Genomic DNA, 21,883 nt, shown 5'->3' on the forward strand with positions numbered 1-21,883 from the left:
CCCATTATTGCCAAGTGCAACCTACGCTAAGCAAAAGGAGCCGTTTCGTTCATTATGACTAACCATGCGTTAGTTTTACAACATTTAGAGGGGTAATCATTTGATTATCCTCTATTTTATTAAAAAGGACTAATTGACTGTTAAGAAGAATAGTAAAAAGAAGGTACTTGAAAAGTTTTAAATTTGATGAGAGGTGGAGATTCGTGAAAGTACACGATTGTCCTAATTGTAATACAAATAGTAGAGAATGTATTATTGTCATCCAAAATGCTCCGAACTTTTCGGAAGAGATATTAAAGTGCAGTATTTGTTCCTGGATCGGTAAGTGGTCAGACATGACAGTGCGGGAGGTCAAATTACCTGAGATTCCAGGTGGGCTAGTGATCCCTGGCGTTGAACCTATTATTGATTATTGTGTATTTCAATCAGATCAAATTAGAATTACTTATACAGGAGGGTGTTGCCCTCATTGTGGTGGAACTGATCCTTTATGTTGGTGCATGACGTAATAAAGGATTAGAGCCCCAAACTTGGTAAGCATTAATAACTTTATAACACATAGATAATAAATATCTTATTGTACTAAAGCATGCGATTCTTCAATAACAAAGGATCGTTTTTCTTATTTAGCTAAATGGCAGGATAGTTTAAGTGAAAAATCTCACAAATTGATTGTGAAATCAAACTCAAATAACTAATTGCCTTAAGACGTTCCCTATCAGGATAGGTAATTGAATAACACTTATTTTTTATGTAAAGTACGAGTGAGCTATTGAATAATGGAATATAACAAAGTTACACTCTCTTTGGAATCGCTCCAAACATAATTCCAAATATTATTTCATATTATCAGTTTGTAAATATTATTTTACTTTTAAAAGACGGCAATTCAAAACAAAAAATCAGACAGAGCAATTTGTACCTTTCACAATTTTTGTCCAATAAGAGAAGGTAATCTGTTAGAACAATTGAAAACCAAATTATGAGATGAGGTGAATGTATGACCAATTATAAAAAAGTTGAACTGACAGGACGTATCGTAGTACCAGGGGATCCACAATACGATTCAGCCCGTTATGAGTTTAACACCTTCTTTGATAAGTATCCATTGGTAATTGTCTTTGCTAAAAATACTCAAGACGTAGTAAACGCTGTACGCTGGGCAGTAAAAAGAAAAGTGCCAATCCGTATGCGATCTGGCCGCCACAGTTACGAGGCTTTATCTGTTGAAAACGCTGGTATTGTTATTGATGTCAGCGAAATGAAACAGTTGGATGTGGATCGCAGGAGTGGCATTGTTACGTTGGGAACAGGTTGGAGGAACGTTGCTTTAACAGAGACTCTTGGTTCTGAAGGATTGGTGGTACCAACAGGCATATGTGCTACCCCAGCCATAGCAGGTCTTACTTTGGGCGGTGGACATAGTATTCTATCTAGAACGTGGGGGCTTACACAAGATCACTTACTCGAGCTTGAAATGGTTGATGCAAATGGAAGTGTAATTCGTGCCAATGCTAACGAACATTCTGATTTGTTTTGGGCATCTCGTGGTGGCGGAGGAGGAAATTTCGGCATCTGTACTTCCTTTCGCTTCAATACGCACCGAATAAGGACGGTCGGATTTGCTGAAATAAGCTGGGATTTGCAGGATCTGAAACCTGTGCTTCGAGTATGGCAGGACTATACACTTCCTGAAGCAGACAACCGACTTACAACCACCTTCTTTATGTCTAAAGGAGTTGAGCCCAATCTATTAATGCAAGGTGTCTTTCTTGGCTCTTTAAAAGAATTTCGAAGAGTATTGGAACCGTTACTTCAAGCTGGTTCTCCTTTGAAAGTGACCATAAAAGAAATGCCTTGGGTTGAAGTTGCACCTCTGGTATATGCACGTAACCCTTCGACTCCTTTACCTTTTAAGAGTGTAGGTCCGTATGTTTATGACCTATTACCTGAAAAGGCCCTGAATACTATCGAACGATTCATCAACGATCAGCCACCTAATACTACGACCTCCGTTTTATTTCATGGACTTAACGGTGCAGTTGCGGATATACCGAATCAGGCTACGGCCTACTTCTACCGTAAGGCACTTTCAAACATGTCATTGTTTGCTACTTGGAGCAAACCAGAAGGGGCTGCCGCAGGTATTCGATGGGTAGAGCGTTTCCGCAGGGCGATGCTCTCCTATACCAAAGGAATATATGTCAATACAATAGACCTATCAATCAAGAACTGGCGCAGAGAATACTATGGTAGCAACTTCGAGCAATTGACCCGTGTGAAGGCCAAATATGACCCTAAGAATGTTTTTCATTTCCCACAAAGTATTCCACCTGCTTCCTTGCTTAAGGAGTAGAACAATACAGCTGAAGAATGGATGTAAGGATAATAAGACATTATTTTTGCAACTAAAGCATGCGTTAGTAGAACAACGTGATCGGTATAGTTGTGTTGAGTTATTACAAACTAATTCTTTATTTTGGAATTTTAGATAAACATGAATAATTGTCTAATTCAACTAACACATGCATTAGTTACATAAGAATCTAAAAAGAGAGAAACTCACAGGGAAAGGAGTTTCTCTAAAAATAGGTGAAATATTTGAAGAAAAGTAAAACAAGTAATATTATTATATAAAAATTAATAATTATTGTTTTAGCTATACGCATATTTTATTGGAAAAATTTTCCATTTAGCTCTACAACTTAATGATGCATTAGTTTAAGAGCAAAAGCAGTCTTTGGCTGCTTTTTTATTTATGTATTTGGCAGGTTAATGGAATAACCAAATGGTATAATAAAAGTAGATTCTATTTAAAGAAATTAAATTTGTAATTCCGATTCAGAAAAGTTAAACAATGATAGATTATTGGGAGTTAGAAAATGAAATATAAAAAAAGAAACAGAGACGGCTTTTTTAAAGATTCTCTAATTGAGTTTATATTTGAAGTGATTTTTGAAGTGATTTGGAATATCTTAATGTTTATACCAAGAATCATAATTCGATTAATAATTCGATTAATGGGGAACATTTGGTGAAGTGATTAGTCAAAAAGAGCTAACGAGGTAAGGAAAGCTAAACAAATTTTATAAATCTTATTGAACTAACGCATGCATTAGCTTTATAAGAATCTATTATTAAAAGGACCGTGCAGGTCCTTTTTTAAAAGTATTTACAATATTGATCTTGGCGTTGTTTTCCACTTAGTTTCGCATATATTCGTGTTGTTTCACTCTTTTCGTGACCTAATAAACTTTGGATTAATTCAAGTGGAGCTCCGTTATCCATTAAATGAGTTGCGTAACTGTGCCTTAGTTGGTGGGGGGAAATCTTTTTGTTAAACTCTGCTTGTAAAGAAACCGTCCTAATTATATGGCGCATTTGAGCAAAACTTAACCGACGAGGTGCTCTTTCGGTTACAAATAATGCAGGATCTTCATCATGTCGTTCGTTTAAGTATCTAAATAACCAAATTTCAGCTCGAATATTAAAGTATACTTCTCTTTCTTTATCACCTTTTCCTCGTACTATTACAGAGTGATTCGTCCAATTTATATCATTTTTATTAATTAAGACAATTTCGCCGATACGGCATCCTGATGAATACATAAATTCAATTATTGCATGTTCTCTTGGAGTATTGCAGGCTTCACGAAGGAGTTCAATTTCCTTAACAGTTAAGAATTTAGGGATTCTGGTTCCAGCTTTTGGTTCTTTTAACTTTGAGGAAGGATTGCTTTGTATTTCACCCTCTTCATGAGCAAACGGAATAAAGATTTTATAAAACGGACTCGATGTGTTAGACTTGCAGGTTTTAACTTTTCACCAACAAATACAAGATACTCTTTCAAAGCATCAGTAGTGATTTGAGCAATCTCAATATCACTGAAATGTTTAATTAAGAGTGTTGCCTGTATTTTATATGCTTTTAGAGTAGTTGTTGAGTATCCTTCAATTAACTTATCATTATAGTAACTTTTCCATGCTTTAGATACTAACATTAGTGAATTCCCTCCAATAATTGGTGTTTTACCTGGCATTATTGACGAAATTCATGATTAAAATAGGTGGGTTAAAACTAGAAATAGGATCAATATTATTTAACCAAATGGCAGTATAGTTGAATAAGGAATCATGTTAAAATTGCTTAAAAATGGATTAATTTGGAGGAGAATACATGTCGATAGATAAAGCACTAGATATTATAGAAGCTAATATAGAAGAATCTGACTTTATAGGTCAAATTGATGAACAAACAATAATTGATGCAGAAAATAAGTTAAAGGTGAAATTTCCTAAAAGTTATAGAGAGTTTTTAAAACAGTATGGTTTGGGAGATATTTTCGGAGAAGAAATATATGGTCTGGGAACAGAGGAAACAGGAATCCCAAATATGGTTTGGATTACCAATAAATTTAGGGAAAAAGAAAATTTGCCTAATAATTTAATTTGTTTTTACTTTGCCGATGATGGAGAATATTTCTTCCTAGATTGTTCAAAAGTTCAAAGAATTAATGATGATAACGCCCCAGTTGTTTCTTATGTTAGTGGACTGCCATTAAGTGAACAACCGTTTGAAATTATATCGAAGAACTTTGGAGATTTTCTTTTAGATTTATTAAATGATTCTTTAGAGGAATAACTTAGGACAAAATAACTTTTATCCAACTAACGCATGCGATTCTTCAATAACGAAGAATCGTTTTTCTTATACTGATTTATAATGAAAGTAACTAAATAGGAGAGAGGGAAAATGGGAAGATACTACCAAGATTAAATAACTATTCTTTTTATTAGAGAACCTGACAATATTAATAATTTTGTAATGGGGCTAGAACTTTATTATAAGTCACCCTTTCTATAAAATTTTTTGACTTGTGAAAACAATACGTCAAAAGGCCCCTTACAAACAAGATGCCTTTTGCTATTCTGAAAACAAACCTTGAAATTCCTCAATAAAAAGTTGAACAGCTAGTGAAGACTCTTTTAATGAAGGAACAGCTAACGCGATTTCTCTCCATACCTGAGGTACCAATTCTTTCGTTTTGACATTTGGAGGTAAATTCATTAATACTAATTTAGCTGATATCGCTAAACCTAACCCCTCTTGAACCATATTTAAAGAAGTTGGAACGGTAGACACCTCATACGCAATCCGAAGTGTTACACCTGCTTGTTTAAACATATCAATAATTGGTGGTTCATATCCACCCTTACCTAAAATAATTGGTTCATTTTCTAAATCATTTATTGTAATAACTTCTTTCTCACAAAGAGGATGATCATCACGCAAGACAACAACCATTTTTTCTTTTGTTAACGATACAGTCTCCATTTCATTATTGGGCAAAAAAACAATTCCCACATCAATTTCACGTGATAATAGCCATTCTTCCACTTCTTTAAGTGTTCCTTCATAGAGAACCAGCTTTATATTCGGATATTTTTCGTTGAAGATTTTAATCATTTTAGGCAAGAAATATGCTGATGCACTTGGAAAGCTTCCGATTCGAATGGTCCCGACTTCATGCCCTTTCTCCATCTCAACCTCTTGCTCTACTTTCTCAACGCCATTTAAAATTTGCCGAAAATGAACAAGAATCCGATTTCCTATGTCAGTCAGAATTAGGCCATTCCTTTTATCACGTATAATAAGCTTTACACCTAGTTCCGATTCAACACTAGAAATAGCATGGCTCACAGCTGGTTGTGTCATATTCAAAACTCGAGCTGCCTTCGTAAAACTTCCTAGTTCAACTACTTTTACAAAAACTTGAAGTTGTGTAATGGTCATAACTAATTACTTATACTCCTTATAAAAAAGATTCATTTTATTTATCATGTTCAATATTATATCATAGGGAAATGAAATACAAAAAGGAGGCATTATCATGAAACAGCTTTCACGAACAAGGTTTGTTATGCACCTTTCATTTCTCGTTCTTATATGGGGGATTAATTGGCCTTTATCTAAATTCGCTCTTAATTATGCACCGCCTGTATTATTTGCAGGACTTAGAACCGTAATGGGAGGATTCATTCTACTTATATTTGCATTGCCAAAATACAAACAATTACATCTAAAAGAAACTTGGCATTTATACTTTATTGCAGCTTTACTCAATGTTATTTTATTTTACGGTCTACAATCTATAGGACTTCAGTATATGCCTGCTGGACTTTTTAGCGTGATTACATTTCTCCAACCAGTCTTAATTGGAATTTTATCTTGGATTTGGCTTGGAGAAGTAATGTATGGCTTGAAAATTATTGGTCTTATTCTTGGATTTGCAGGCGTAGCTATTATTAGCTCTGGTGGCTTCACTGGACATATTTCCAAGATCGGTATTACTCTTGCTTTAGGAGTTGCAATAGGAGGGTCGCTAGGGGCTGTTTTTGTAAAAAGAACTGAGAACCGTGTAAACGGTATGTGGATGGTGACTCTTCAACTCATTATCGGTGGATTGTTTTTAATTGGGCTCGGTTCAGGATTTGAAAGTTGGTCTAGCATCACTTGGAATGTACCATTTGTAAGCATACTACTATTCAATTCAATCTTGGTAATTGCAATGGGGTGGCTTTCTTACTTTGCACTTGTCGGAGCTGGAGAAGTAAGTAAATTTGGTTCCTATACATTTCTTATTCCACTTATCGCAATTATTACAAGTTCTATTTTCTTACACGAAGCGATTACAATTAGCTTATTTGTTGGCTTTCTATTCATTGTGGTGAGCATTTACTTTGTAAATAAAAAACCAAAATCACATTTGATGGAACAATCGGTTATACCTAAAAGTAAATCAAGCTAATATTTTGTATTATCCCCAAAATGAAAATTTTATCTTTCCAAATTTATTTATTATAATTCAACTCATTTTTAATGGGGCAATTACTTTTTTTACCTTTTATATCATCTAAAGAGTAAATCGTTATCCTGAGTTTCTTTTTTTAATGAATATAGCACACAGTATTAGTTAAAATAATGGATTGAATAGGCAATAAAAAAGGATCTTCCGAAAAAGATCCTTTTTGCTGCTTATTGAACTAACGCAGTGCATAAGTTAAAAGAAAACGAGTTGCTTGCAGCTCGTTTTTTTAATGAAGTAAATGGCAGGTTAGTTTAATAAGGAATGATATATTTATTATAAAAATAGTTGAAATTATTACTTTTTTAGTTGTAACAATCTCGATAAGAAAGGTGAATTCAGTGGAAATTAACTGCTACTCTTTCAAACGTTTACAAAGAAAAGTTTAAAGAAGTACTGTTACCTTTAGGATTTAAATTGAAAGGCTCTCTCTTCCTACGCGTAATCAACGAAGAGATTATACAAACAGTTAACACGTTTAAAAAATCTTCATTCGACTTCACCTTAAATATTGGTATTCTTCCTTCCTCAAGAGATAATGATAAGGATCTTTTAAAAGAAGGCAATTATAGGTTATATGATTTCGTCGAATACGAATCGGGCGAATTTCATTAACCTCTTAAGCTTCAAAGCATAAAAGAAGTCGTGGATGAATGTGTTGTGCAGTTTAAAAAAGGAGTATTACCTATTTTTGAATCAGTTCAAACGGAAGAAGACTACTTGTCGTTTGAAAAACAGTATGATATGAATAGATACGGAAAATATTCTTATCTCGGTCATGAAGGAATGGCTAGTACATTTGCGCAGAAACTTGCTCCTGTCCCACTTGATAATCTATCAGAAGAATATAAGACCCAACCATTAATGAACATAAAACCTGTAAAAACAAGCGATGGAAAAGGCGGGTATAAACCTAGTACCTATTTATTGATGATGTTTGCAGTTGAATATCTCATTCATCATCATGATGAACAAATTTTTAGCAATCTTGTCGATCAAACGAAAAAAACAAAGGACTTTTCAAAAGCCTTTAATGAACTGACCTCTCTAGATTTAAAGACTTACCATTCAAAATTTAATGATAATAGTGAAGAAATAAGAGGATTTGAAACACTTATCGCAACTGATAAAGTGCAAGCAGAAAAACAAATGCAACTTTATATAAACGAGCAAGGCGATTATTTTATTAATGCGTCATTATTTTACAACTACCTCGGAAATCTATATATTTCTCAAGGTAGATATAGTGAAGCCTTAAACATCATGGAAAAACAGCTGCAATTTTAAGATATCCCTAGTATCTACCAAGGGATAGCAGAAGTAGCAGTTAAAGTTGATCATAAAAAGGCAGTCGAGTATGCTGAGGAGTCAGTTGAGTCAGCAAAAAGAAATGTTTGGAATGTAGAAATTTTTCAGGATTATTTAAAGAAAGTAATTGATAGTTCTTATTCAACGAACTCATGCATTAGTTGTACAACTTGATCGGCTATTTAGTCGATTTTTTTATTCAACAAAATGGCAATTTAGTTACTTAAGAATTTGGGATTTTATGGTAATATATTTGTAATAGTAGATATGAAGGGGATGAATTTATTAATAAATTACTTGGAACCTTTAAAAATATGTTTTTAGATTTATTTGCAATGGGTAAGGGCTTTATATATGGATTTGCAATGGTTGGATTGTTAGTTTTAATTGGTATCGCTTTATTATATGGAATTCTGTTTCTAAAAAATATTGTATTTTAAACAACAATAAGATTATATTCTTATTGAACTAAAGCATGCGATTCTTCATTAGAAGATCGCTTATTCTTATTCAACATAATGGCAGTTTAGTTTAACAAGGAATTTGTAATGCCTATGTTTAAGGTCAGCCAAAGAATAAAAATTATAAAAAACTCCCATACAGCAGAACGTTTACTGTTATCTATCTGCTGTATAGGGAGTTTTTTTCATTGTTTTTAATTATATTTATCACTATTGGTTAATGTTCCTTAACAAACAATTAGAGCATATTTTAATTGACTTTGAAAGATGAGTAAAATAAACTATATAAGTACTTTGATTAGAGTACTTTACAAAAAGTGCTTTAATTAAAGTGAAATAAATTCTAACTACAGAAAAGGATGCAACCGAATGAAATTTACTCAGTTTTTAAAAATAAAAGGTGCAAAGGCTACAATCTTTATGGGGATTTTCTATGCCATTGCAATGTTAGGCATCTACTTGCCTGGTTATGCAGCTATTCCAGGGAATATCGATAAATTACCGATTGCTATTGTCAATGATGATGGTGGTGAATATGGGGCGAAGATTGCCGACCAGTTACAAAAAAAATTACCATTTAAAGAGATCAAGACGGATTTAACAAATAAACATGCCTTAAACGATTTAGAACAAAATGATTTAGGGTTAGTCGTACACATCCCAGAAACATTCTCTGCTGACCTGCAAAAAGGTGAAGTGTCATCAAGTATCGACTTTACAATTAATCAAGCAGGGGCAACAACTGTTTCTTCTACTATGAATTCAGTGGTTAAGGAAATTAACAACCAATTAAGTACACAATTCTCACAACAAACAGCTCAAGGTGTATTAATGAAATTTAATGTACCAAAAGAGCAAGCTGCAGAATTAGCAAAAAAGATTGAAACAGCTTACGTAGGAAAAGTAGTGACAATCAACAAAGTACCAGACGGTATGAATAATAATATGCTACCAATGTTCTTAACGTTGGCTGGTTATACGGGTGCGATGATCGGAGCGATGCAATTAGTAGGTGCATTTAAAGAAAGCCGTGGTAAAGCAAGTAAAAAGCGTTTGTTTACCTATGTACAATTAACTGCGTTATTGGTTGCAGTTGTATCATCATTAATTGCTCTAGGTGTAACATATTTAATCAATAAGCCAAATGGTGACCTGTTCTTCGGCTTAGTAGGACAACAAATTTTAAACTATATGGTTTGTTTCAACTTTACAGCGATTCTTATCTTCTTAGTTGGTGAAGGTGGTATGATTTTAAACTTACCAATTTTATTAATACAAACATTAGCAAATGGTGCCACTATGACACGTGATATGATGTACTTACCATATCAATGGATGAGCCACATTTCACCAATGTATTACTCAGTACAGGCATACGTCGCAAACCTATATGGCAGCATTAGTCCAAGTCCTTACATTTGGTCAATGGTTGCGGTTGGTGCTGGTGCGATGTTGATTAATGTTACTATTGTCACGTTTATTCATAAACCAATGCCAGTAGAGAGTACGGAAAGGAAGGTAGAAACTAATTTAGGTGAAATCAAGGCTTAGTTTCTGCTAAAATAAGGTGATGATTCTTCTTACAAGGAGCAATGAGAATGTCTATTCAAATTTTTATATTGAGCAAACTGATGGAAGATAACAATTATCCTTATAAATTAAAAAAGCAGCTTTCGGAACCCATCCCACTGGATGAACTGGGCGGGTTGACAGAAAGTAAACTGTATTACCATTTTGAAACTTTAGCAAAAAAAGGATTAATTGAGGCAGTCGAAATTATAAAAGAAGAACATCGACCTGACAAACAAGTATTTAGGATTACAGACAAAGGTCGAGAAGAACTACCGAAATTAATCTATAAGTTTTTTGAAAATACGAATGAAATTAAAGATATGGTGGTTGGCTTAGCAAATATCAAGTATGTAGAACGTGATAAGATAGTAGAAATACTAGAAAAAAAATTAAAAAATATTAAGGCTCGTTGGGAACAAGTGCGTGGATTTGAAGGGAAGATTGAGGTAGACAGAGTTAACAAGATGTTTGTAGAATTTATGGTTGGTTATGTATCGACTAAAACAGAGCACACCATTTATTGGCTAGATGAGTTAATTAAACGAATAAAACAAGGGGAAATATAAGGTGATTGTAGTTTAGTCCATAATAAAGAAAAGCCAGTATTCATTATTTAAGGGAAACTGGCTTTTCTCTTTATATATTGAGCTGATCGTTTGTGAAGAGTTCTACTTAAACAAACGGGGGCATTAGTTGTACAATTTGATTGGCTGTTTAGTCGATTTTTTTATATCACTAAATGGCAGATTAGTTCAATTAGAATTTCATAAAACTTACACTGAAAAATGGTTAAATATGGTAAAATTTTAAGATAATCAATTTGAAGATATAAATGTAAATGGAGATGTTCATTATGAAAATAAACAGTTATCTGATTCAATTAGCATTTACGATAATAATTATTTTTGGTGGTACTTTCATTATTCGTTATTTTAGAACGGGTGAACTTTTAATAGACCAAATTATAGGTATTTCAATGGGCTTATTAATCTTAATTTTTTCATTAATTTGGAGAAGAACTAACAATCTATCTTGAATTTCGGAGGTTCTATTTATGAAGAATAAAAGAGGTTCATTTATCTTTTTATTCGGTTTACTAATGTTTATGCTTGGTATTTTTCTATTTACTCATTTGTCTGTAATTGGTATTCTAATAGGAATCTCGGGAGGCATAATAATGGGAAGTAGCACTTCCTTTTTGATAACTAACAAAACTAAATTCTAATTCAATTAACGCATGCAATAGTTGTATAACTTGTCATAAAAAGGGAGATTTTTGTTTGAAATTTATTGAGTTTGGAATCGGTAATACTTGGTTAGTTAGGACAGAAACAGAATTAGAAGATGGGACTGAATTTGAAGAAAAGGGAATTATTGGACCTGTAAAGATTAATTCTTTTTATTTAAGAATTTGGCTAGCTAAAACAGTTATAATAATTGACTCTAAAGAAGGATTTAAAAAAATAAAAAAGAAACGTAATCATTTTAAATTTATATTTGGGTTTAGTAGTAGTTAATTCCATATATAACTAACGCATGCGTTAGTTGTACAACCTGTGTTGCTTAGGCAGGTCTGAAATGAATTTTAATGATGCTATACTTCCAGGTGATTTTTGTATGAGACTTTTTTATATAGTACCTAAAGGAGAGTGTAACTTGTGCGCGAAACCTGTGTTCCGACTGGCGTAGAACTAAAAAATACTGGATTTGGGTATACGTTGTCCTTAATAGGTGGTAAATATAAAATGATCATTATATATTGGCTTGCCGAAAATAAGGTCATGCGACACAATGAATTAAAGCGATGTATTGGTACCATTTCCTTTAAAACGTTAAGCGTTATGTTAAAAGAGCTTGAAGCAGATGGTCTTATTATACGTAATGAATTCCCTCAAATTCCTCCAAAAGTTGAATATTCATTATCTGAACGTGGTTGTTCCCTTATTCCCTTGTTAGATATGATGTGTGAATGGGGAGAGAAAAATAACTTGGCAGATTTTGAGGCAGTACAGAAGTAGGTATATCCATAAAAAAGAAGTATTTCTTAAACAAAGAAATACTTCTTTTTTGTAACTTTACTAAAGCTACTATTATATGTTTTCGACAAAATTGAAATAGTCTTGGACACTTTTTTCTACTTCACTTTTAGAAGGTTTATATTCAGCTCCATAAAAAGCAAAGAACGAACGATAATCTGCTTTGCAATACAAAGCTGTAGTTTTAAACGGAACCAATACTTCTTCAAGCGTATATTTATACCTTCCGTTTTCATCATAATCTTCGTTTTTAATTCCAGCAGAGACAGCAAAAGCAACTTTACGATTCTTTAAGCTATCTCCTGTTGAACCATAGGCCCATCCATAAGTTAAAACATCGTCCATCCATTTTTTTAATAGAGGTGGACAATTAAACCAATATACTGGGAACTGAAAAATAAGATTCCCATGAGATTCAACCAATTTCTGTTCTTTTTCTACGTTTATGTTCCCATCAGGGTAAACTTTATATAATTCGTGGATGGTATATTTCTCTGTGTGTTTTTTAAGCTCTTCTACCCAGCTTTTATTAATAACTGATGTTTCTAAGCTTGGGTGTGTAACAATTATAAGAGTTTTCAATGATTTGTCCTCCTTAAGATTTATATCTTGATAATAACGTGCGCACTGCAAATATGTAAGTATGCACTTTTAGTACAGGTACTTACCTAAAGGTGAGTGTTAAATTAGTTACAAAAAGAGGGTACCGTATGTTGTAGAAAGTACGTGTTCTTAGTCATTTATTAATTTTTTAAGAAAAAGTGCTCTTTACTGTAGTAAGATGGCGTCTTTATGATATGCGTCCCTAAAAATTAATAGATTAGATTTTGTCAAGATTAATAGAGTGTGAAGGTTTACACTTCAACAAAAGCATGCGTTAGCCATCCATGAATCCTCAGATTCACAACAGTGAATGGAAGTTTAAAACGTACTCCCATGGTAGTTAAATAAGTTTTTCTTAAAATTGACAATCTTTTTTAGTTCAAAAAACAATTTAATTTAAAAGAAACTAAAATTAAAAAACTAAAACATATCCAAAATATGAGTCCGTTTAATTTCAAGTGTTTTATCTGTTCAACCTAAATATAATCAACAATTTTTGGTCGATATTTTGAACAAATTAAAAAAAGTTGCTTACAAATTATCTGTAATGCAACTTTTTTAGTGCTGTTCATAATTCAAATTATTCAAACCTAATATTTTAATAAGCTGTGTGGTTTTTTATTCTTGCTTTTATATACAATTCCACAACGTATCCAATTATAAAACAGAAATCAATTAAACTATTTCTTTATTAATTATTTATTCGAATGAGTGGCAAGACCCCGTCCAATTAGATTTGCTGAAATAGGTTGTTTCCCGATTTCTCTTGCCCAAATTGATAATTGTCCAATATGGTGAATTTCATGAGCGATGGTATGTCTAATGATTTCACCCCAAGTATCCGTCACATTTCTTCCATCAGGTAAGGTATCGTAAAATAAACGATTTTCCATTTCATTATCCCAGCTGTCTACAAAATTTTTCACTTCAATATGAAATTTCGCGTCCAATTCTCGAACTTTATCTAAGCTTTTATAATTTTTAAAACTCTCCTGAAAATCAGATTTACCTTGTAAGACACGAATCCAGCTCCACTCTACATCAACTATATGAAAAAGCGTATGTAAAATACTTCCAATTCCACCAGAACGGGTCAACAGTAGTTCTTCTTCACTTAACTCTTCACACCATCTATACCATTCTTCTCTTACCGACCAATTATATCTAAAAAACATTTGCAATTAAAACTCCTCCTAATATAGAAAATTAAGCCACTAACATAATTTCATTTTTATGAAGTTCTTTATTAGTTTACGCAGAGTAAAATTTATTTTTTATATACAAAGCTCGGGTTATTTAAATCATTATTTTTAATGATTACATCAGCAGAGAGTTGAGGTGAGTGTTGCTCTAAATAGAGTTTCGAAGCTGCATGATACCTTTTAATAAACATTTCTTCGGCTTTTTCATAGCTTCCAAATGCTCGTTCTTCTCGGATTGCCCCTCTTTTTCTTGCTAGATCAAAATTGGTATCTACGAATATTTTAAAATCGTACAGGTTACATAAATTCCTTTTAAATAAAAATGTTCCATCTATAATAAAAATCATATCATTTGTTGCAACTTTTAAATCTGAATTAACATACTCATCCTTTTGCAAATCGAAGGAGGTTGTTTGATATTGCATATTCCCATTTGGTCCTAAAGGTATTAAAAGTTTTTGCTTAAAAGATTCGTAATCATGGGCAGCCTCATAATAACCTAAAGCAGATTCCTTTCCGTGTTTGTAACGAATTACTTTCGGGTTATGAAAATGATCTATACTTGTTCTAATCACGTTCTTTCTCCTGCGTTTAAGTTCTTCTGCGATTTCATTAGCAATTGTTGTCTTACCAGATGCCGTAATGCCACTAACTCCCACTAGAATTGGATGATCTACTTTTAAGCACAATATTTTATCTACCAAAACAGAAATTAATTTACTCCTTAACATATATCCTCCTTTTTAGTGAAGAACTTTTTAATTGGGTCCATTAATATTATTTGAATTAGTAGGATTTGTTGTATTTTTTCCAATTTCTTCATTAAATGTTTGATGATCACTTTTAGTTGGAGCGCCAGTACCATACTTCTTTTCCATAAAAAAAACAAATGCAATTATAATAAGAACAAATCCCAAAATTATAAATCCAAACACTGTCGTAAACCTCCTGACCTTATAATGGTTACACAAAATGTATGTATAATAAAGAGCTCGTTCTAGTGCTTTCTATAAAGATATTCCATTTTTTACCACTAAATTCCTCTTCCTTATTGTACTAGCTTTCATTTAGCTTTAACAACGGCATTTTATTTACCCTGAACTATTCTTCAAAACCACCGAAGGAAATGAACACAGTCACGAAAATCAAGAAGCTTTTATAAATAAAATAAAAGAACCTATCTTGAAATTTATTTTCATAATAGGTTCTTTTTCTCTTATCTACCTAAAACATGTTCAATTAACCCATAACTCCAAAATCCAAGTAAAGCTAAACTACTCGCTAAAATGATATAGGCAATAAAAATTTGCCATTTTTTACGATTACTAGAAACATAGTAAGTTTCTAATGTTTCTTGTTGTTTCAGTAAAGGGGCAATCCTTCTATGCTTAATTTCTTGAATCTTTTCATCAATAAAAGTTCTCCAGTCTAAGTCTGTTTCATGGAAGCGTGCTCGAACGGAACGAATTAGATAGTTTATTTCAAGGCGTTCATTATGAATTTCTAATTCTAATTTCTTATTATCCTCAAAAAATGGGAAAAAGAATCGTTTTGCAATCGTACGATCTGAATAGACATTAAAAATCCCAAATTGAAATTGTTTAATCGTATGTTCGTATAGTTTTATTTTTTCCTTAATTACCTTTATCTGATAAGCTTCTCGAATTCGTTTAATGAAGGTTGTAATACCTAAAATAATAATATAAAATGCGAGAAAACTAGGTTGATAAAATAAATACACTAGCATCATCATAATCCCTATAAACCAGAATATTGGAGGTAATACACTTAAAATTCTCCCTCCATCTAGAGGAGAAATTGGAATTAAATTAAACAAATTAAGTATACAGCCTAAAGCAATTACTAATCCGAAAAATTCATTATGTGTGTAATGATAAAGAGGAATTGCAGGTAAAACTGAAATTAAGCCTAAAAACGGACCACCAAACGCTACATAAGATTCAGTAACAGCATCTTTTGGCATTTCTTTAAGGGAAATAACAGCTCCAACAAAAGGAATAAAAAATGCTGGTGAAGTGGGTAGACCCTTTTGTTTGGCAGCAATTAAATGACCGCCTTCATGACAAATTAATAAGTAAACAAGTGCGAAAGCAAAATACCATCCAAATGTAAAACCGTATACAAATAAATACAAGATCATGCTTAAAAAAGATAAAAATTTTGCAGCTTTTAATAGCGGTAAAAGTAGCTTTAATTTTGTACCGATTAGTGCAATTACAATACCGATTCTTGTTAACGATTTTTTCGTTTTATTATTGATCATTGGTTGTGTCATTCATTTTCACCTTCTCGCTAATTATGATATGATTATGTAGTATAAAAATTATATCATTAAAGATTATTTGTTTGATAGAATAATAAAGAAATAGGGCTAAAGTCTGTCCTTTTACTGAATTAAAAAGAAAAAATGAAAGATAAATATAACAAAAATAGATGGATTAATTGAATGTTAGAAAGTTTATCTTTCTAACTTTTGCATTTTTCTAGAATATTTTATTATATGAAAGACTTACAATGAAATTAACTAAGGATTGATAAAGTAATGAATATATATGGGATGATTAAAGAAGTAGCACATATGAAAGGTAAAAACATAGCTTATCGTTACGATGGAAGTAAAATGAATTATGAAACACTCATTTCATCGTGTGAAAACATAGCACAACTATTAATTGAAAATAAAATTGAAAAGGGAGATAAAATAGCGATTTTATTAGGGAATTCTCCTGATTTTATACAAACCTATTTAGCAATTTTAAGACTAGGTGCAATCGTCATTCCATTAAATCCAGCTTTTACGGAAAGTGAACTTAGCTATATTTTAAATGACTCTTCTACAAAACTTGTTATTTCAACTTGTGAACAGGAGAAAAAACTTAAAAGTGTTAAAAATCAGTGTCCTACAATATTAAATATTATTTTAATAGATGAAATACAAACGACTGTGAAATTTAACAATCAAATAGATGAAGTTGATATAGTACAAGATGATACGGCTGTTATTCTATACACATCAGGAACAACTGGTAACCCTAAAGGTGCAATGTTGTCTCATTTTAATTTAATTGAAAATGCAAATGATTTTTCCAAGTTAATCGAATTAAGTGAAAATGATCAAATGATCGCCGTCCTTCCAATGTTCCATTCATTTTGCTTAACATTATGTGTAAATATGATTTTGTTAAATGGAGCATCAACAATCATCATTCCTAAATTTAATCCAGCTGAATTAGTTGAGGTAATCAAAAAAGAAAAAGCTACTTTAATTGCGGCAGTACCGACGATTTACAATTATTTATATCAATTAAATAGTGTGACAGCAAACGATTTTAGTAGTTTGAGAGCATGTATTTCAGGCGGGGCATCTATTCCAATTGAATTATTACAGTCAATACAAGAAAAATACAATGTATTAATTGTAGAAGGCTATGGACTATCTGAAACAGCTCCAGTTCTTACTTTCAATCCATATCGTGGAATTTGTAAACCAGGATCAGTTGGACTTGATCTGCCTAGTGTTAAGACAAGAATAGTAAATGAAAATGGCGAAGAAGTTCCAACTGGTGAAGTTGGGGAAGTTGTTGCGAGTGGACCGAATGTGATGAGTGGTTACTTAAATAATATAGAAGAAACTGAAAAAGCATTTTTTAACGGTTGGTTTAAAACAGGTGATCTCGGTAAGAAAGATGAAGATGGATATTTATTCTTATTAGATCGAAAAAAAGACGTTATTATAACGTACGGATTTAATGTATATCCTAGAGAAGTAGAAGAGCGCCTTTATCAACATCCTAATATTATTGAAGCAGCGGTAGTCGGAAAACCTAATCAATTAATAGGCGAAAGTGTATGTGCTTATCTAGTCGTATCAAATGATTCACTTACAGAAAGTGAAATCATTGATTTCTGTAAAAAAGCACTTGTTTATTATAAAGTTCCTAAAGAAATTAATTTTATAAAAGAACTACCTAAAAATAGTACAGGGAAAATTTTAAAAAGAAAACTTAAATAATTTTGGAACCAATCAATTTGATTGGTTTTTTTTTGTAAATTTAGGCCATTCTCTTATCTTATAGACCAACAAAATTAAGAAAATACTTTAGTCTAAATTTCGTATATTTGTCAAATTACTATAAACTAAATACTACTAATTTTTGGTGAGATTTAGTAGAATAATTTTTCTGTCCAATATAAGAAAGGGTTAAAAATGGTTAAGAAGATGAAATCACTATTTTTTATTATATTGTCAATTTCCTTTTTAACAGCATGTATTAAGAATTCTCCATATTAACTCTTTGTGTTTATGACTATTAAGTTAATCATTATACAAAAGAGATAGAAATTTTACAATCGGCAGGATGATCTTGTTTCATTACCAATAACAATTGATAAAGGGGAAGATCGATAGGTAGTTTCGTAATTTGCTAAATTCCTATAGAAAAGGATGGGAAACACAAAATAAAGAAATAAAATATCATTTGAAACCTCTTTCCTTAATAAATGAAAATGCAATTCACCTCTTTATAAAGGTGTATTTTTTTTAGTTTTGTAAAAATCCATGACATTATTTTTTTTTCATCAGCTGTCTTTATGCTGGTGGTTTTTTTTGACATATATTAAAGGATCGGATACTTACTAAATGATTCTGGAATGATGAGTTAGTTAAAGAATATAACAAGAAAGTTTGTTGTTTAGACTTATTTCACACAAATTTTACACTTTTTTAAGATTTATATGATATAGTTCATTTAATTTCAATTGAAAATAAGTTTTATTTTTAGAGTGTGTAGTTTACGAAAGTAACTAGCATGCTATGAATAAGATAATTTTAATAAAATTTATTACCAAGCGAGTGAAAGAAATGTCAATTAAAATGAGGTTTCTGTTGTCTTATATTGGAGTGATTCTTTTTTCAATCACATTATTATTGGCAGCAGGTTTTTTAATAATTTTTGCAATAACAGGAGATGTAAAGGCAGTAGAAAATCTTTACAAAAAGACTTATGTACAAAAGCCTTTGACTACAGTTGAAGAAAGTGTGTTTCTAGATTTGAAGCTCCTTGCTAAACATAATCCTAAACAGTTACTTAATAAGAAGGAACTTAAAAGTATTGAGCATAAGAATATCGGTATTGTAGTGCGTATGGGAAAACATATTGAGTACGCTTCTCCGTCTTTAGACAAAAAAGTGTTGGAACAAGCGCTTCCTGGGTTTGAGGAAACGAATATTAATACTCGCGATACGATTAAAATGAATGATTTGTTTTTTACGTATGTGAAATTTGATTTTTATTTTCCAGATCAAAATCAAGGGAGTATTTTTGTCTTAAAGAAGGCAAGCTCATATACCGAGGTTATTCGTAATCTTTTTCCAATTTTACTAGGTTTATTGCTTTTTTTATTTATTGTGGTAATTGGAATGTTAAATTACTTAGTTTCAAGAAGTATTATTAAGCCAATTTCAAAACTTAAAAATGGTGCTGAAAAAATTAAAGTCGGGGATTTAAATTTTGAAATTGATACGAATTCAAATGATGAAATCGGTGTATTAAATAAAGCATTTGAGGAAATGAGAATCAAATTAAAAGAATCAATCTATCTCCAGATTCAATATGAGGAAAATCGTAAAGAACTATTGTCCAATATTTCACATGATTTAAAAACACCGATTACTTCAATAATTGGATATGTAGAAGGAATAAAAGATGGGGTAGCAAATACTCCTGAGAAAATGGAAAAATATTTATCAACAGTTTACTCTAAAGCAAAGGATATGGATTCATTAATCGATGAATTGTTCTTATTTTCTAAGCTGGATTTAAAGAAAGAACTATTTCACTTTGAAACTTTTGAATTAAATAAATATATTGGAAGCTATATAGAGGAAATATATTTGGATTTACTGCAACAAGGCATCAAGATCGATTTTAGTCATTCAAATGAATCAATTAATGTCACAGCGGACCGAGAAAAATTAAAGAGAGTGTTGTCAAACTTAGTAAGCAATTGTGTAAAATATATGAGCAAAGAAGAAAAGAAAATTTCATTTACCTTAAATGAACAGTTAAATGAAGTAATTGTTGAAGTTACAGATAATGGACAAGGAATCGATCCGGCTGCTTTACCATTTATTTTTGAACGTTTTTACCGTGCAGAACAATCTAGAAATTCACAAACTGGCGGAAGTGGTTTAGGATTAGCAATCGCAAAACAAATTGTTGAAGAGCACGGAGGAAAAATCTGGGCAACTAGTGAGATTGGTAATGGAACAAGTATATTCTTTTCCTTAAAGAAAGGTGAGCGAAATTGAAAGAAATATTACTGATTGAGGATGATATAAGTATTGCAGAATTACAAAGAGATTATTTAGAAATAAATGATTTTCGTGTAGATATTCAACATAATGGCGATGAAGGCCTTCAACATGCACTTAATGGAAATTATGATTTAATCATATTGGATATCATGCTACCAGGAAAAAATGGTTTTGAAATTTGTAAAGAAATACGTGCAGTAAAAAACATTCCTATATTATTTGTATCTGCTAAAAAAGAAGATATCGATAAAATTAGAGGCCTCGGTTTAGGTGCAGACGATTACATTACAAAGCCATTTAGTCCAAGTGAACTAGTCGCAAGAGTAAAAGCACATTTATCGCGATATGAAAGGCTAGCAGGGAACAATGCCGTTTCAAATACAATTTTCATTCATGGAATATCAATCGATCGTTCAGCTCGTAAAGTTTTTATTAACGAAGAAGAAGTACCTTTTACGACAAAAGAATTTGATTTAATGGTATTTTTTGTAATGAATCCAAACCAAGTTTTAAGTAAAGAACAGCTCTATGAAAAGGTTTGGGGCCTCGAATCGGCTGCAGACGTTTCAACTGTAACTGTCCATATTAGTAGATTACGTGAAAAAATAGAAAGAGACCCTACCAACCCAAAGTTCTTGGAAACAGTTTGGGGAGCGGGGTATCGATTTAATGTATAAATTATGTTTTAATACCGTCACATAGTGGCGGTTTTTATTATATAGAAACCATTAGAGTTGTTTTTCTACGAAAACTAAATAATAAATTAGATGATTAGTAGTAGTGAAATAACTATTTTGAGGAAAGATATTGCAACTTTATTCGTCATGGTTTTTTTAATTAATTGTTAAATATAAAAATATAGTTTATTTTTCAAGAAATTATGAAATAGGAATATCTAAAATCTCTAAAGATATTATTAAGTAGTCTTTGTTTTTTCTTGGAGAAAATATTACGCTAGAGAGAAATAGGACTGATATAATTGATTTAAACAAGATTTTAAATTATAGGGAAAAAAATGGGATTACTATTTGATTTAACGTTTAATGCAATTGGTAGTATTATATTTGGTTGGTTTATAGTACTTTCAATGATCAAGATACAAGAGGGTTTATCTGGTATTAAGTTTGAAAAACATCATAAAAGGTATTTATACAAAAGAGGAATATTACTAAGTATAGCAATTGGATTATTTTTTTATTTTATTGGTTGGTAAAGTGAAAATTCTTTGTTTAACAAAAAAATGCAACATAATATATAGGGGGCTGAAAAACTTTCCTTTAGTTCAACAAAAAGAATTATATATTTTTTAATTTCGTATGACTGTCTAATTGGACAGTCATTTTTAGTTAAAAAAAACCATCAATACCATCTATAAAGAAATATTATTAAAAATTTTATACTTTTTTAATAATTTGTTTAGAAGGAGTTTTCATTTAAGGATTAACATAGATTTCAGACGAACATTGGTCTAACTTGTGAAGAAGATTGGAGGAAAATT

General features: G+C 31.7%; 25 protein-coding genes. 17 read left to right on the top strand and 8 right to left on the bottom strand.

Features of this window, described 5'->3' with window-relative positions:
* The first annotated feature begins 203 nt into the window (after nucleotides 1–203).
* The 3 genes from RAH41_RS08995 to RAH41_RS09005 all read left to right on the top strand — a co-directional run bounded on the left by RAH41_RS08995 (nucleotide 204) and on the right by RAH41_RS09005 (nucleotide 3,038).
* Nucleotides 204–509 carry a hypothetical protein gene (locus RAH41_RS08995; protein WP_331221993.1) on the top strand — a complete coding sequence of 102 codons (306 nt, stop codon included), beginning with the start codon at nucleotides 204–206 and terminating at the stop codon, nucleotides 507–509.
* A gap of 491 nt (nucleotides 510–1,000) precedes the next feature.
* Nucleotides 1,001–2,356: an FAD-binding oxidoreductase gene (locus RAH41_RS09000; protein ID WP_331221995.1), complete on the top strand. Its 1,356-nt coding sequence runs from the start codon at nucleotides 1,001–1,003 to the stop codon at nucleotides 2,354–2,356.
* A gap of 526 nt (nucleotides 2,357–2,882) precedes the next feature.
* The gene (locus RAH41_RS09005) at nucleotides 2,883–3,038 is read left to right on the top strand and encodes a hypothetical protein (protein ID WP_331221996.1); all 156 of its coding nucleotides are present in this window, start codon (nucleotides 2,883–2,885) and stop codon (nucleotides 3,036–3,038) included.
* 124 nt (nucleotides 3,039–3,162) lie between these two features.
* Here the strand turns inward: RAH41_RS09005 and RAH41_RS09010 are convergent, their stop codons facing one another.
* Together RAH41_RS09010 and RAH41_RS09015 are read right to left on the bottom strand one after the other, a co-directional pair.
* Nucleotides 3,163–3,777: a tyrosine-type recombinase/integrase gene (locus tag RAH41_RS09010; protein ID WP_331222428.1), complete on the bottom strand. Its 615-nt coding sequence runs from the start codon at nucleotides 3,775–3,777 to the stop codon at nucleotides 3,163–3,165.
* The gene (locus tag RAH41_RS09015; protein WP_331221998.1) at nucleotides 3,717–4,001 is read right to left on the bottom strand and encodes a site-specific integrase; all 285 of its coding nucleotides are present in this window, start codon (nucleotides 3,999–4,001) and stop codon (nucleotides 3,717–3,719) included. The genes RAH41_RS09010 and RAH41_RS09015 overlap by 61 nt, the downstream gene beginning before the upstream one ends.
* Nucleotides 4,002–4,177: 176 nt before the next feature.
* On the opposite strand from RAH41_RS09015, the gene RAH41_RS09020 reads away from it, so the two are divergent.
* Nucleotides 4,178–4,642 (top strand): SMI1/KNR4 family protein, encoded by a 465-nt coding sequence (locus tag RAH41_RS09020; RefSeq protein ID WP_331221999.1) that lies wholly within the window; start codon nucleotides 4,178–4,180, stop codon nucleotides 4,640–4,642.
* A 282-nt stretch (nucleotides 4,643–4,924) separates the two neighbouring features.
* On the opposite strand, the gene RAH41_RS09025 is transcribed toward RAH41_RS09020, so the two are convergent.
* Nucleotides 4,925–5,794: a LysR family transcriptional regulator gene (locus tag RAH41_RS09025; protein WP_331222000.1), complete on the bottom strand. Its 870-nt coding sequence runs from the start codon at nucleotides 5,792–5,794 to the stop codon at nucleotides 4,925–4,927.
* Nucleotides 5,795–5,891: 97 nt separating this feature from the next.
* Here RAH41_RS09025 and RAH41_RS09030 point away from each other — a divergent pair, with 97 nt between their 5' ends.
* From RAH41_RS09030 to RAH41_RS09065, 9 genes are all read left to right on the top strand, one after another.
* Nucleotides 5,892–6,809 carry a DMT family transporter gene (locus RAH41_RS09030; protein WP_331222001.1) on the top strand — a complete coding sequence of 306 codons (918 nt, stop codon included), beginning with the start codon at nucleotides 5,892–5,894 and terminating at the stop codon, nucleotides 6,807–6,809.
* 453 nt (nucleotides 6,810–7,262) lie between these two features.
* Nucleotides 7,263–7,481 (top strand): hypothetical protein, encoded by a 219-nt coding sequence (locus RAH41_RS22605; protein ID WP_419471589.1) that lies wholly within the window; start codon nucleotides 7,263–7,265, stop codon nucleotides 7,479–7,481.
* 45 nt (nucleotides 7,482–7,526) lie between these two features.
* Nucleotides 7,527–8,153: a tetratricopeptide repeat protein gene (locus tag RAH41_RS09035; protein ID WP_331222003.1), complete on the top strand. Its 627-nt coding sequence runs from the start codon at nucleotides 7,527–7,529 to the stop codon at nucleotides 8,151–8,153.
* Nucleotides 8,154–9,004: 851 nt separating this feature from the next.
* The gene (locus tag RAH41_RS09040; protein WP_331222004.1) at nucleotides 9,005–10,186 is read left to right on the top strand and encodes an ABC transporter permease; all 1,182 of its coding nucleotides are present in this window, start codon (nucleotides 9,005–9,007) and stop codon (nucleotides 10,184–10,186) included.
* A gap of 47 nt (nucleotides 10,187–10,233) precedes the next feature.
* Entirely contained in the window at nucleotides 10,234–10,773 is a 540-nt protein-coding gene (locus RAH41_RS09045; protein ID WP_331222006.1) for a PadR family transcriptional regulator, read from the top strand.
* A gap of 287 nt (nucleotides 10,774–11,060) precedes the next feature.
* A complete protein-coding gene (locus tag RAH41_RS09050) occupies nucleotides 11,061–11,243 on the top strand; it encodes a hypothetical protein (protein WP_331222007.1) in 183 nt (60 codons plus the stop codon).
* Nucleotides 11,244–11,261: 18 nt separating this feature from the next.
* Nucleotides 11,262–11,432: a hypothetical protein gene (locus RAH41_RS09055; protein WP_331222008.1), complete on the top strand. Its 171-nt coding sequence runs from the start codon at nucleotides 11,262–11,264 to the stop codon at nucleotides 11,430–11,432.
* 55 nt (nucleotides 11,433–11,487) lie between these two features.
* On the top strand, nucleotides 11,488–11,724 hold the full coding sequence (locus RAH41_RS09060) for a DUF3977 family protein (protein ID WP_331222009.1): 237 nt from the start codon (nucleotides 11,488–11,490) through the stop codon (nucleotides 11,722–11,724).
* Nucleotides 11,725–11,865: 141 nt separating this feature from the next.
* Entirely contained in the window at nucleotides 11,866–12,225 is a 360-nt protein-coding gene (locus RAH41_RS09065; RefSeq protein WP_331222010.1) for a helix-turn-helix domain-containing protein, read from the top strand.
* A gap of 72 nt (nucleotides 12,226–12,297) precedes the next feature.
* Here RAH41_RS09065 and RAH41_RS09070 read toward each other — a convergent pair whose 3' ends face one another.
* The 5 genes from RAH41_RS09070 to RAH41_RS09090 all read right to left on the bottom strand — a co-directional run bounded on the left by RAH41_RS09070 (nucleotide 12,298) and on the right by RAH41_RS09090 (nucleotide 16,344).
* Nucleotides 12,298–12,825: an NAD(P)H-dependent oxidoreductase gene (locus RAH41_RS09070; RefSeq protein ID WP_331222011.1), complete on the bottom strand. Its 528-nt coding sequence runs from the start codon at nucleotides 12,823–12,825 to the stop codon at nucleotides 12,298–12,300.
* A gap of 716 nt (nucleotides 12,826–13,541) precedes the next feature.
* On the bottom strand, nucleotides 13,542–14,027 hold the full coding sequence (locus tag RAH41_RS09075) for a DinB family protein (protein ID WP_331222012.1): 486 nt from the start codon (nucleotides 14,025–14,027) through the stop codon (nucleotides 13,542–13,544).
* Between the two features lie 86 nt (nucleotides 14,028–14,113).
* Nucleotides 14,114–14,779: a zeta toxin family protein gene (locus tag RAH41_RS09080; RefSeq protein WP_331222014.1), complete on the bottom strand. Its 666-nt coding sequence runs from the start codon at nucleotides 14,777–14,779 to the stop codon at nucleotides 14,114–14,116.
* 27 nt (nucleotides 14,780–14,806) lie between these two features.
* Nucleotides 14,807–14,983 (bottom strand): hypothetical protein, encoded by a 177-nt coding sequence (locus RAH41_RS09085; RefSeq protein WP_331222016.1) that lies wholly within the window; start codon nucleotides 14,981–14,983, stop codon nucleotides 14,807–14,809.
* Nucleotides 14,984–15,264: 281 nt separating this feature from the next.
* On the bottom strand, nucleotides 15,265–16,344 hold the full coding sequence (locus tag RAH41_RS09090; protein WP_331222018.1) for a site-2 protease family protein: 1,080 nt from the start codon (nucleotides 16,342–16,344) through the stop codon (nucleotides 15,265–15,267).
* A gap of 267 nt (nucleotides 16,345–16,611) precedes the next feature.
* Here RAH41_RS09090 and RAH41_RS09095 point away from each other — a divergent pair, with 267 nt between their 5' ends.
* The 4 genes from RAH41_RS09095 to RAH41_RS09110 all read left to right on the top strand — a co-directional run bounded on the left by RAH41_RS09095 (nucleotide 16,612) and on the right by RAH41_RS09110 (nucleotide 21,598).
* The gene (locus RAH41_RS09095; RefSeq protein WP_331222020.1) at nucleotides 16,612–18,081 is read left to right on the top strand and encodes a long-chain-fatty-acid--CoA ligase; all 1,470 of its coding nucleotides are present in this window, start codon (nucleotides 16,612–16,614) and stop codon (nucleotides 18,079–18,081) included.
* Nucleotides 18,082–18,930: 849 nt separating this feature from the next.
* On the top strand, nucleotides 18,931–20,379 hold the full coding sequence (locus tag RAH41_RS09100; RefSeq protein ID WP_331222022.1) for a HAMP domain-containing sensor histidine kinase: 1,449 nt from the start codon (nucleotides 18,931–18,933) through the stop codon (nucleotides 20,377–20,379).
* Nucleotides 20,376–21,062, top strand: a complete 687-nt coding sequence (locus tag RAH41_RS09105; RefSeq protein WP_331222024.1) for a response regulator transcription factor — start codon at nucleotides 20,376–20,378, stop codon at nucleotides 21,060–21,062. The genes RAH41_RS09100 and RAH41_RS09105 overlap by 4 nt, the downstream gene beginning before the upstream one ends.
* 338 nt (nucleotides 21,063–21,400) lie before the next feature.
* Nucleotides 21,401–21,598, top strand: a complete 198-nt coding sequence (locus RAH41_RS09110; RefSeq protein ID WP_331222026.1) for a hypothetical protein — start codon at nucleotides 21,401–21,403, stop codon at nucleotides 21,596–21,598.
* Nucleotides 21,599–21,883: the final 285 nt, after the last annotated feature.

Origin of the sequence: Gottfriedia acidiceleris, from assembly GCF_036421055.1 — a bacterium.
Taxonomy (GTDB): Bacteria; Bacillota; Bacilli; order Bacillales; family Bacillaceae_G; genus Gottfriedia; species Gottfriedia acidiceleris_C.